Source organism: Phenylobacterium sp., assembly GCF_035539035.1.
Taxonomy (GTDB): domain Bacteria; phylum Pseudomonadota; class Alphaproteobacteria; order Caulobacterales; family Caulobacteraceae; genus Phenylobacterium.
Genome location: NZ_DATLJI010000013.1, coordinates 133061 through 145420 on the forward strand (window position 1 = coordinate 133061; position 12360 = coordinate 145420).

A 12360-nucleotide genomic window follows, 5' to 3' on the forward strand; every position below is an offset into this window, starting at 1 on the left:
TGAAACAAATGGTTCGTTATGGCGGGACTCAGGCGCTCCGCGACCCCTCTCGGGCGGAGAGAGCGCCGAGGGGGAGGATACTCATGACCAAGAGCAGTTTCTTCTGCAGCGTGTCCGCCGTGGCCGCCATGGCCGCCTTCGTCGTCGCCGGGCCCGCCGCCGCCCAGGCCACCCAGGCCGCCACGCAGCAGGGCGGGACCGAGGTGGGCGAGGTGGTGGTCACCGGCTCGTTCATTCGCGGCACGCCCGAGGACGCCGCCCTGCCGGTGGACGTCATCGGCGCGGAAGAGTTGGAGAAACAGGGCTCGCCCTCTCCGGTGGAGCTGATCAAGAACCTGCCCTCGTCCAACGGCGTCATCGGCGACACCAACCAGTTCGACGCCCGCGCCCAGGGCGCCGAGGGCGCCGCCACGGTGAACCTGCGTGGCCTCGGCGCCTCGCGCACGCTCGTGCTGTTCAACGGCCGGCGGGTCGTGACCGCGCCCATCGGCCAGGGCGCGCCCGATATCAACCTCCTCCCGCAGGCCGCGATCGGCCGGATCGAGGTGCTCAAGGACGGGGCGGCGGCCACCTACGGCTCGGACGCCATCGGCGGCGTGATCAACTTCATCACCCGGCGGAATTTCGACGGCCTCGAGGTCAACGGCGCCTATCGCTACATCGACGGCTCCGACGGCGACTGGAACGGCCACGTCCTGTGGGGAAAGGACTTCGGCGCGGTGAACGTGCTGCTTTCGGGCAGCTATCAGCACCGCTCCGAGCTTTCGGTCAGGGAACGCGACTTCACCCAGGTTCCGTACTTCAGCAGCCCGGAGACCGGCTGGTCGACAGGCAACGCGGTGACGGCCTTCCTCCCGGTGGGTCCGGGGGCGCTGGTAGGCTCGCCCGCGCCCTTCGCGCCCGTGGCCGGCCTGCAGCGCGACGTGGGATGCGCGCCCTTGGGCGGGCAGCCGACGTTCAGCGGTACGACCCCCGCCTGCGCCTTCAACTACACCCCCTACGACAACCTCGTGGAGAAGGAGAACCGCTTCCAGCTCTACGGTGAGGCGAACTGGGAGATCGCAGAAGGTCACAGGCTGCACGTGGAGGGCCTGTACTCGGAGACCGACACGCCGGAATGGGCCACCTCGCCCTCCTACCTCGCCCTCCAGGCGCCGACCTCCACGACCAGCCCGATCGTCACCTCCGGTCTCGCCGCGGGTTATTTCGTGCCGTCGACCAACCCCGGCTTCGCCCTTTACCGGCAGCAGAACCCGACCCAGATCCCGGCCTTCGCGACGGGCGCGTACCTGCCGGGCGTGCTCTACCGACCGCTGAGCTTCGGCGGCAACCCGCTCTTCGGCGATCAGTCCTCCCGCGGCAGCCGCAAGTTCGAGGCCTGGCGTCTGTCGGCCAACCTGACCGGCGAGTTCGGCAACGGCATCGGCTACGACCTGGCCGCCACCTACATGGAAGATAACCTCGTGCGCATCGGCTACGACGCCGTGGTCAGCCGCCTGCAGTTGGCCCTGCGCGGCCTGGGCGGTGAGGGGTGCAGCCCGACCACCGGCACGCCCGGCGTCGGTCCGTGTCGCTGGTTCAACCCGTTCTCGAACGCCATCCAGGCGAACGCGCTGACCGGCCAGACCAACCCGAACTTCAGCGCCGCCGTGGCCAACGATCCGGAATTGATCCGCTGGTTCTTCCAGCCCACCGGCTCGGACCTGACCACGCGCCTCCTGGTCACCGATGCGGTGCTCAACGGAGAACTCGGCTTCGAGCTTGGCGGCGGCGCCGTCGGCTGGGCCGTCGGCGCCCAGTACCGCAAGGAGTGGTACGAGGCGGAGTACGACGCGCTCACGGACCTGAACGTCACGCCCTGCATCGACACGCCGGTGACGGGGACCACCACCTGCACCGTGCGCAACGGTCCGTTCCTGTTCCTGGGCGGCGGTACGCCGGCTGACCTGAAGGGCGACGTGTGGGCCGCCTTCGCCGAAGTCAGCCTGCCCTTCACCGACCGCATCCAGGCCCAGCTCGCCGCGCGCTACGAGGACTTCGGCGGCGCCGTCGGCTCCACCTTCAACCCGAAGGTCTCGGTGCGCTGGCAGCTCAGCGACATGTTCGCCGCGCGCGGCACCATCGGGACCACGTTCCGGGCTCCGCCGCTGACCCAGCTCGACCCGGGCCAGGTGACCAGCCTGCAGTTCCTGGGCGGCGCCTTCCGGGCGGTGGACATCAGCGGAAACCCGGACCTGGAGCCCGAGGAGGCCACCACCTACAGCGTGGGCCTGATCGCGAGCACGGGCGGCTTCCAGGCGACGATCGACTACTGGGACTTCGACTTCGACAACCCGCTGGTCACCGAGCCCGTCGGCGGCATCTTCTCCACGCTCTTCCCGACCGGCTCCGGCACGGGCAACTGCGGCAATCCGGCCTTCGCCGCGCTGCAGAGCCGGTTCGTGTTCGGCGCGGGCGGCGTCTGCTCGGTGGCCAACCTGTCGCGGATCCGCACCTTCGTGGTCAACGGCCCGCGGGTGAAGACCAACGGCATCGACGTCCTGGCGAACTATCGGATGGACGACGTCTGGGGCGGCGACGCGGCGTTCGGCGCCACGCTCACCTACACCCTCGAATACAGCGTGGAGGCCACCACGGTGGAGGGTGTGGTGGTCTCGCCCGCGTTCGAGGGGGTGAACCACCTGAACTATCAGACGCAGATCGTGCCCGTGCCCGACTGGAAGGGGAACGCCTTCGTGGAATACACCACCGGCCCCCATAACTTCCGGGTGCAGGTGAACCACATCGCCAGCTACACCGACCAGCGGACGTCGCCGTTCCCGCCGAACGTGGTCCAGAACGCCACGGGGGCGACGCTCCCGCGGTCCAACGAAGGGCGCAAGATCGAGGCCTTCACCACGGTGGACGCTACCTACCGCTGGCAGGCGCCCTGGGACACCACGGTGGTGCTCGACGTGGACAACGTCTTCGACACCGATCCGCCCTTCGCGCGGCTCGACCTTGGGTACGACCCGTTCACGGCCAATCCGCTCGGGCGGACCTTCAAGGTGAGCGTTACGAAGCGCTTCTGACGCCTCCGACGGATATTCGCACGACCACGCCGCCGGCTCGCGCCGGCGGCGTTTTCGTGTCGCCACCATGGCGTCTTTTCGAAAACGCCCAGGAACGCCGTGTCTGTTATGCGAAACTCAGAGGGCTGACTTTCAACAGAAACTCGAACAACGCCGATACCTGACCGGTGAAATTAGAATATGCAGTACGGTTCTGCGTGGTCGTGCTAAAAAATATCGTTATTGTTCAAAGTGTTGCAGATGTGGCGCACCATCACGAGATCGTTTCGACAGATCCGCGATTTTGCCTTCCGGAGCCGTGCTGCCAGGCGCAGAAGTCACTCTGCTCGCGAGCTTGAAACCGTCGGCCTGGATCGTCGGGGCTTCGCGACTAGGGAAGGACTGCATGTTGAAAGCGCAATTTCTCTGCGGCGGCTCTGCGCTCGCCGTCGCCTTTTCACTCGCCTGTGCGCCGCAGGCCGCCGCCCAGGACTCGCAGGTTGAGGAGGTGGTGGTCACCGGCTCCTTCATCCGCGGAACGCCCGAGGACGCCGCGCTCCCCGTCGAGGTCATCGGGGTCGATGAACTCCAGCGCCGCGGCTCCCCGAGCACGGTCGACCTGATCAAGAGCCTGCCCGTGAGCGGGCCGGTGCTGGGCGACACCAACCAGTTCTCCACCAGCGCCCAGGGCCAGGTCGGCGCGGGCACCGTGAACCTGCGCGGTCTCGGCAGCCTGCGTACGCTGGTCCTCCTGAACGGCCGGCGCACTGTGCCGTCCGCCGGCGCCGGCAGCGGCGGGGTGGACACCAACCTGCTGCCCGTGGGCGCCATCGGCCGCGTCGAGGTCCTGAAGGAGGGCGCCGCGGCCACCTACGGGTCCGACGCCATCGGCGGCGTGGTCAACTTCATCACCCGCAAGAACTTCTCGGGCCTGGAGGCGAGCGCCGACTACCGCTACGTGCCGGGATCCGACGGCGACTACAACGCCGGCGTGCTGTGGGGCTGGGCCGGCGACACCGGCAACATCCTGATCAGCGCCGGCTACCAGCACCGTTCCGAGCTGCGCAGCACAGAGCGCGACTGGGCCAACCAGCCGTACACGGTGAACCCCTCCGGGTACTCCGTCCTGGGGCAGCCGCCGTCGTTCCTGCCGCGCAATGGGGCGACCCCGGTGGCCGGGGTCCAGCGCGACGCCAACTGCACGGCGCTGGGCGGCTTCGCCGGCTTCTCGGGGACGACGCCGGCCTGCTACTTCACCTACGTTCCCTTCGACAACCTGATCGAGGACGAGGACCGCTACCAACTCTACGGGGAGGCGAACTACGACCTCAACGAGAACACGCGCTTCCACGTCGAGGCGCACTACGCAAAGACCAGCATCCCCAACATCCGGTTCTCGCCGTCCTATCCGCCGACGTCGGGGCCGAACGGACCGGGGAGCGTGGGCGTGTTCACGGCCCCGCGCTCGAACCCGGGCGTGCTGACCGCCCTGCAGCAGGCCGGCCTCTCGGCGGGCGCCATCGCGGCGACCAGCAACGTCTCGCTGACGCTCTTCCGGCCGCTCGGCGCCGGCGGCAACCCCGCGACCGACGGCGGCGGGCAGATCGGCTCGCGCGAGTACGACATCTACCGGATCTCGGGCGGCGTGACCGGCGAGATCCTCGGCGGCGTCGGCTATGACGTGGCGCTGACCTACTCCCAGACCCGCAACACCCAGCGGACGACCGACATCCTGATCGACCGCCTGCAGCGGGCGCTCAACGGTCTCGGCGGGGCGAACTGCACGGGCACGACCCCCGGCGCGAACGGCTGCCAGTACTTCAATCCGTTCTCGAACGCCTACGCGGGCAACCCGGCGCTCGGGCTGACCAACCCGGGCTTCGTGGCCGCCAATGCCAATGACCCGGCGCTCGTGGGCTGGCTGTTCGACGCCCAGGTCACCCGCCAGCGCCAGAGCCTGTTCGTCGCCGACGTGGTCTTCAACGGCGAGCTGCCGATCGAGCTCGGCGGCGGCCCGATCGGCTGGGCGGCCGGCGCCCAGTACCGCACGACCGAGTTCGACTCCCGGCCCATGAGCGACTTCCAGGACGCCCGGGTCACGCCGTGCCCGGTTGTGGGCCAGACCAACTGCGCCTTCCCCACCGGTCCGTACATCTTCCTCGGCCAGAGCCGGCCGACGTCCCTGGAGGACTCGGTGTATGCGCTGTTCGCCGAAACCAACCTCCCCATCACCGACACGCTGAACGCTCAGCTGGCGGTGCGCTTCGAGGACTACGGCGGCCAGACCGGCTCCACGACCAACCCGAAGCTGGCCCTGAAGTGGCAGGCGATGGACCAGCTGGCGTTCCGCGCGTCGGTGGGCACCACCTTCCGCGGGCCCACGCCGGCCAACCGGTCTCCGACCGGCCCCACCGGCCTGTCCGGCATCGTGGCCGCGGGTAACAACTTCAAGTCGGTCGACTTCGTCGGCAACCCGGCGGTCGGGCCGGAGAAGGCCCTGACCTACAGCGTGGGCGCGATCTTCGAGACGGGCGGCTTCCGCGCCATCGTCGACTACTGGAGCTTCAAGATCGAGGACCAGATCACCTCGGTCCCGGCCAACGTCATCGCCAGCGCCGTGGCGGGTCCCGGCAACGGCACCCAGCTGGTCAACTGCTCGGCCGCCCTGCGCAGCCTGATCACCTTCAACAACAACAACACCTGCACCCAGGGCGTGACGGTCGGCAACGACATCGCGCGCGTGCGGTCCGATACCGTGAACGGACCGCAGATCGATGTCTCCGGCATCGACGGCTCGGTGGACTTCCGGCTTGACGACATCCTGGGCGGCTCCGCCCGCCTGGGCGCCTCGGCGAGCTACTATCTCGAATACGAGTTCGACGAGTTCCGCTTCAACGGCGTCTTCGTGGCGGCGGGTTACGATGCGCGGGGCTTCGCCAACTACGACAGGCTGCCGGGCACGATCTCGGACTGGCGCGCCAACGCCTATGCCGAGTACGAGCGCGGGCCGCACAATCTGCGGGCCGACGTCACCTTCATCGACGGGGTGATCGACAACCGCGCGCCCATCAGCGTGCAGGACGCCACCGGCGCCCTGACGCCGATCCAGTTCGGCAAGAAGGTCGAGGACTTCTATACGCTCGACCTGAATTACCGGCTGCAACTGGCGGGCGACACGACGATCACCGCCTCGGTGTTCAACGTGTTCGACCGCGATCCGTCCGCCGCGCGGCTCGAGCTGAGCTACGACCCGTTCGTCGGCAATCCGTACGGCCGGACCTACAAGATTGGGGTCCGCAAGCGGTTCTGAGACCGATCCGCGACTTTCGGGGAGGGCGTCGCCGCATCGCGGCGGCGCCCTTTTCGTTTGGCCGCCGCGAGCGTCATTTCTGCAACAGAGGCCTGCGTCACGCCCAATCCGAAACATGGGTATGCCAACCGCCGTTTCTCAGCGGGGCTGTTTTCGAAGCTGAAGTACGTTGACGTCGCGTCCTCTCACGGTCGCGTTATCGAAGGCCGAGTACGCCTGACGTTAGGGCGCCGCGAAGCGTACGTCGTCAAATCAATGACTTAACATGCCTGACGTCATTCATCGGCTGAACGCACATTGTTATGTTTCGAACCCGAAAAACCCTAGCGCTGGCGGCGAAGCTGCCGGATGATCCCTCCGTTTAGGGCCGAAAGCTCCTGCGTCAGATGGGAGCGAGGTCTCGATTGGGGAGGGAAACCCGAACATGTTGAAGAGCAGATATTTCTGCGGCGGCTCCGTCGTGACCGTCGCCATGATCCTGGGCCTGGCCGCTCCGGCCGTCGCCCAGACCGCCGCCCCCCGCGCCGCTGAGGTCGAGGAGGTGGTGGTCACCGGCTCATTCATCGCCGGAACGCCTGAGGACGCCGCCCTTCCGGTGGACGTCCTCTCGACCGAGGACCTGCAGGAGCAGGGCTCGCCCACCGTCGTCCAGCTGGTGAAGACCATCACCGCCTCGCAGGCCTCGCTCGGCGAGTCCAACCGCTACAACGGCGGCGCCGGCACGGCGACCATCAACCTGCGCGGCTTCGGCGCCTCGCGCACGCTCACTCTGATGAATGGGCGGCGTCTCGCGGACAGTCCGGTGGCGGCCTTCCAGGGCGGCGGCGCCAACCTCAACTTCATCCCGACCTCGGCCGTGGGCCGGATCGAGATCCTGAAGGATGGCGCGGCAGCGACCTACGGCTCGGACGCCATCGGCGGGGTGGTCAACTTCATCACCCGCCGGGACCTCGACGGACTGGAGATGGACGCGGAATACGCCTTCATCGACGGCTCGGACGGCGATTGGAACGCCAACGTCGCCTGGGGCAAGACGTTCGAGAACGGCAACGTCCTGCTGACCGGCGGCTACCGCCACCGCTCGCGCCTGGACATCCATGAGCGCGACTACGCGCTGAAGCCGTTCGACTTCGCCGGGTCCTCCGGCGCGGCGGGCTTCACCGGCGCGTCCAACCCCGGCTTCTTCGTGGCCGGCGCGACCCCGTTCCGCGACAATGGCTGCGAGGAGCTGGGTGGCACCCTGACCCGCACCATCACCTACCAGAACCCGCTGGCGGGCCAGCCCAACCAGACTCCCACGGTGGCCTTCGCGGTGCCGACCGGCCCGCAGCTGCCGGCGACCTCGGGCACGGCTACGACCTGCCGCTTCCAGTTCTCCAACTTCAACGACCTGGTGAACGAGGAGGACCACTACCAGCTCTACGGCGAGGTCAACTTCGACCTGTCCGAGAACGTGGCCTTCCACGGCGAGGTGGCCTGGTCGCGCAACGACATCCCGATGCAGCGCCTGTCGCCGGCCAACCTGACGGCGCAGTATCCGTCGCGGGTGTCCGACGGCGGCACCTCGTTCTCGCCGAGCGCGGCGAGCGGCCCCAACCTGTCGGTGCCGTTCAACGTGCCGGTGACCAACCCGGGCCTGCTGGCGCTGGTCAACGACTGCCGGGCGCCGCTCACCGCCGCCGAGTGCGCCGCCATCCGCGCCGGCGCCTTCTCGACCACCGGGGCCCAGCCCGGGGCTCCGGGCGGCGCGCGCGGGGTGGACATCGTCCAGCTCGGCTGGCGGGCCATCGCCTTCGCCGGCCACCCGACCAATCCGGACAAGGCCGACCACCAGACCATCGTGAACGACGCCTACCGCATCTCCGGCGGCTTCAAGGGCTCCATCTTCGGCGGCATCAACTACGACACCGCCATCACCTACATGGAGCAGAAGAACACCTCGAACACGAACGACCTGCTGGTCCGCAACCTGCAGCTCGCCCTGCGCGGCTTCGGCGCCAAGGCGGACGATCCGAACGGGTGCACGGCCGGCGAGACGGGCAACTTCACCACCGGCGCCGGCAACGCCGCCCTGGGCTGCTACTTCTTCAACCCGTTCACCAACGGGGTGCAGACGAGCGCGGTGAACGGAGCGGCTAACCCGTTCTTCAACGCCGCGGTCGCCAACGACCCGCAGGTGGTCCGCTGGCTCTACGGCAACTACACCAACGTCCTCACCAACCAGATCCTGGTGCTGGACACGGTGTTCTCCGGCGAGACCGGCTTCGAGCTCGGCGGCGGGCCGGTGGCCTGGGCCGCGGGCGCGCAGTACCGCTACAACCGTGAGATCCGGAAGTACGGCGCCCTGTTCAACGCGGACGAGAACCCCTGCCCGGACCGTGCGGCCTGCGCCGACGAGACCGGCCCGCTGGTGTTCTTCGGCTCCAACACCGACCGTGACGACGACGCCAACGTGAAGGCGGTGTTCGGGGAGCTGCAGTTCCCGGTCACCGACGCCCTGAACGTGAACTTCGCCATCCGGCACGAGGACTACCAGGGCAACATCGGCTCCACGACCAACCCGAAGATCGCGGTGAAGTGGCAGCTGACGGACTTCCTGGCGGTGCGCGGCAGCGCCAGCACGACCTTCCGGGCGCCGGGTCCGGGCCTCACCGGCCCGAACTGCAACAACGGCGTGCGGGTGCTGGGCTCGGCCTACCGGGCGTTCCAGAGCTGCGGCAACCCGGACCTCAAGCCGGAGAAGGCCGACACCTTCAACATCGGCGCCATCGTCGAGCTGGGCGGCTTCTCCGCGACGGTCGACTACTTCAACTTCAAGTTCAAGGAAGAGATCATCGAGGAGAGCGGGTCGCGCCTCTACGCGACCATGTTCCCGAACAACACCAACGTGCGCTGCAACGACCCCGCCTTCGCGGCGCTGCAGGCCCGCTTCACCTTCGCCGGCGCCTGCGGCGCGGGCAACGTGGCGCGCCTGCGCAGCTTCGCGGTGAACGGGCCGACCACCGACACCTCCGGCATCGAGGCCCGCGCCCAGTACGCCTGGGACGGCTGGTTCGACGCCAGCTGGTCGGTGGGCGGCGAGATCACCTACCTGATCGAGTACAAGCGCGGCGCCATCAGCCTGCGCGAGGACGCCGACATCGTCATCGCCCCGGCGGAAGACCGCGCGGGTCTCCACGACGTCCTGAACGACTTCTTCTCGTATCCGCAGCTCAAGGCCAACGGCTTCGCCACCTTCAACCGCGGGCCTCTGACGCTGCGCTGGCAGATGCGGTACGCGGAGGGGACCTCGCCGGCCTTCGGCTCGCCGTTCTTCATCACCGTGCCGGATGCGAGCGCCACGACCGTCCCGGCGGCGGGCGCGGCCTGTCCGACCAACGCCTGCGGCGGCCGGCGGCTGGAAGCGGTGGGCAAGTCCGACGACTACTGGCAGCACGACCTGATCGCGCGCTGGGAGGCGCCGTGGGACACGGTGGTCACCTTCAGCATCCAGAACGTGCTGGACGAGGATCCGCCCTACGTGCCCTCGCCGTACAACTACGACCTGACCCAGGGCAATCCGCTGGGCCGGGTGTTCGAGATCGGCTTCCAGAAGCGCTTCTAGACGCCGGATGAACGGGGGGAGGGGCGCCGGGCCGCGAGGTCCGGCGCCCTTTTCTTTTCGCCTACGGCCGGGCGCGGGAGGGCAGCGCGGCCACTTCGTCGGGCGTCAGCTTGCGCACCGCGCGGACCGGGCAGCGCTGCGGCCCGATCGGCGAGGCGGTGACGATCTCGGCGTCGAGACCGGTGCAGATCGAGGACGAGCCCCGGGAGACCAGCGCGATCTTCTGCGACCAGTCGATGTCGGTGCAGCGGCCCAGCATCTCGAACTGATAGACGTCCCTGACGCCCACCCGGATGTTCACGGTCTTCTCGTCGGCGGCGGCGAAGCCGTTGGCGTTGCGGGCCCAGAAGCAGCTGCGCTGCGTCTTGGTCTCCGGCGTGTCCGGCTGGACGGGCGAGCGGGCGGCGGCGATCTGCGGGGCGGCGGCGGAGACCGCCAGCGCGGCCAGCGGCGCGGCCCAGAAAAGCTTGGATTTCATTACCTTCGGTCCCTGGCTGGGTGTCGCCCGAAGCGGCCCAGATATAGCCGCGGCGCGGCGGTTCAGGAAGCGCCCCGCCGCGCCGCCCGCTGGCGGAAGCGACCGGGATCGACGAGCGCTGCGAGCGGCCTGGGCAGCGGGGAGGGGGCGCCCATGGCCAGCGCGGCGACATGCTCGGCCAGCAGCGGCGCCCAGGAGAGGCCCCGCGAGCCGAAGCCGGTGAGCACGAAGAGGCCGTCGGGCCCACCGTCGGCTGGCCCCGCGACCGGCAGCCGGTCCGGCGTGGTGGCCCTCACCGAGGCGCGGCCGTCCAGCGGCAGGCCCTGCAGCCCGCGGGCGAGGCCGGGCATGGCGGCGGCAAGGGTCTCGAGGTTGCGGGCATGGTCGGCGGAGCGGAGGTCGTCGGCGGCGTCTCCGCGGTGATGGGTGGCGCCGAACAGTACCCCGTCCCGCGTGGGGATCGCATAGCCGCCCCAGGCGACGGCGGGGACGCGCAAGTCCGTCCGCGCCCAGCTGGCTTGGCCCCGCACGGGCGACAGCGGCAGGCCGGGCGCGAGGCGCGCGGACTCCAGGGCGGCGGCCAGGATGACCGCATCGAACCGGCCGAGCGAAGCGCCCGCGGCGTCGCGCAGCACGAAGCCGCCACCGTCCGGCTCCACGGCCGCCACGGCGGCGCGCAGGCGCTCGCCGGCCCAGGCGGCCAGGACAGGCGCGGGCTCCAGGACGAGCGCCGTCTCTTGCGCCAGCGCCGCGGGCGCGGCCTCGCCGAGCCGCGCCCCGGTCTCGGCTGGGGCCAGCAGGCGTAGGGCCCCGGGCTCGAACAAGTCCGACTGGGCGATGCGGGCGAAGCGCGGCTCGTCACGCGGCGAGGCGGCGAGCTGGAGGACGCCGCGGGCGACGATGGCCTCGGGTGTCTCGGCCTCGTAGAGCGTCACGGCCCGCCGGAACGCTTGGGCGAAGAGCTCGGCCGGCGCCCCAAGGCCGGCGTCCAGCCGCGGGGTCACCAGACCTGCGGGATTCCCGGAGCCGCCGGCGCCGAGGCGCTCGGCCTCCAGGAGCAGGGTCTCGCCGCCAAGGGCGCGGACGGCGCGGGCCGCCGCGGCGCCGGCGATCCCGCCCCCGATGATCGCCACGCGCCGCGGCGAGATGTCGGCCGGCATTCCGGGGAAGCGGGCCTCCAGGCGCTCGCGCTTGCGTCCGAAGCCCGGCTTCTTCTCCACCTGGAAGCCCGCCGCCGCGAGCGCCCGACGGACCTGGCCCGCGACGGTGAAGGTGGCGGCCCGGGCGTCCGGCGCCGAGCGCGCGCCCACCAGGGCCATCACCTCGTCGCGCCACATGGCGGGGTTCAGCGCCGGCGAGAAGCCATCGAGGAACCAGACGTCGGCTTGGCCGCCCCAGCCGGCCAGCGCCGGCTCCACGTCCATGACCGCAAGGTCGATGATCGCGCCGAGCTCGGGAAGGTCCAAGCGATGGAGCCCGCGCGCGCGGCCGGGCCAGCGCGCCAGGAGGAGGGATGAAAGATCGGTGAGCTCGGGCCAGCGGGCGTGGGCGCGGGCCGCCTCGTCGCGGCCGAGCGGATGGGCCTCGATGGTGAAGACCTGGAGCCGGGCGCCCGGCTCGCGGACGCGGCGCCAGAGATCGAGAAGGGCCAGGATGTTGAGGCCGGTGCCGAAGCCCAGCTCGCCCACCACGAAGCGCGACCGGCCCTGCCAGGCGTCGGGCAGGCCGCAGCCCTGGAGGAAGACCGCGCGGGCCTCGGCCAGGCCATCCTCGGTGGAAAAGTAGACGTCGCCGAACAGGCGGGAGCGCGGCTGCCCGTCCTCGCCCCAGGCGAGCGGGCTTTCGGAGGCGCTCGGGTCGTCGCTCATGGTCCAAATAGAAAGAGGGCCGCCCCCAAGGGGAGCGGCCCTCTCGTAAC

General features: G+C 69.7%; 5 protein-coding genes. 3 read left to right on the forward strand and 2 right to left on the reverse strand.

Annotated features, from left to right (window positions below):
* Positions 1 to 83 precede the first annotated feature (83 nt).
* From VM685_RS08905 to VM685_RS08915, 3 genes are all read left to right on the forward strand, one after another.
* Positions 84 to 3071, forward strand: a complete 2988-nt coding sequence (locus VM685_RS08905; RefSeq protein ID WP_325459787.1) for a TonB-dependent receptor — start codon at positions 84 to 86, stop codon at positions 3069 to 3071.
* A 385-nt stretch (positions 3072 to 3456) separates the two neighbouring features.
* The gene (locus VM685_RS08910; protein WP_325459788.1) at positions 3457 to 6360 is read left to right on the forward strand and encodes a TonB-dependent receptor plug domain-containing protein; all 2904 of its coding nucleotides are present in this window, start codon (positions 3457 to 3459) and stop codon (positions 6358 to 6360) included.
* A gap of 424 nt (positions 6361 to 6784) precedes the next feature.
* Positions 6785 to 9964, forward strand: a complete 3180-nt coding sequence (locus VM685_RS08915; RefSeq protein ID WP_325459789.1) for a TonB-dependent receptor domain-containing protein — start codon at positions 6785 to 6787, stop codon at positions 9962 to 9964.
* A 61-nt stretch (positions 9965 to 10025) separates the two neighbouring features.
* Here VM685_RS08915 and VM685_RS08920 read toward each other — a convergent pair whose 3' ends face one another.
* Both VM685_RS08920 and mnmD read right to left on the reverse strand, forming a co-directional pair.
* A complete protein-coding gene (locus VM685_RS08920) occupies positions 10026 to 10442 on the reverse strand; it encodes a DUF6491 family protein (protein WP_325459790.1) in 417 nt (138 codons plus the stop codon).
* 62 nt (positions 10443 to 10504) lie between these two features.
* Positions 10505 to 12310, reverse strand: coding sequence for a tRNA (5-methylaminomethyl-2-thiouridine)(34)-methyltransferase MnmD (gene mnmD / locus VM685_RS08925; RefSeq protein WP_325459791.1), 1806 nt, complete (start codon positions 12308 to 12310; stop codon positions 10505 to 10507).
* Positions 12311 to 12360: the final 50 nt, after the last annotated feature.

Bases quoted from the DNA above. Each gene is read 5' to 3' on its own strand.
- VM685_RS08905 (WP_325459787.1), top strand. From the start codon at position 84: ATGACCAAGAGCAGTTTCTTCTGCAGCGTGTCCGCCGTGGCCGCCATG.
- VM685_RS08910 (WP_325459788.1), top strand. From the start codon at position 3,457: ATGTTGAAAGCGCAATTTCTCTGCGGCGGCTCTGCGCTCGCCGTCGCC.
- VM685_RS08915 (WP_325459789.1), top strand. From the start codon at position 6,785: ATGTTGAAGAGCAGATATTTCTGCGGCGGCTCCGTCGTGACCGTCGCC.
- VM685_RS08920 (WP_325459790.1), bottom strand. From the start codon at position 10,442: ATGAAATCCAAGCTTTTCTGGGCCGCGCCGCTGGCCGCGCTGGCGGTC.
- mnmD (WP_325459791.1), bottom strand. From the start codon at position 12,310: ATGAGCGACGACCCGAGCGCCTCCGAAAGCCCGCTCGCCTGGGGCGAG.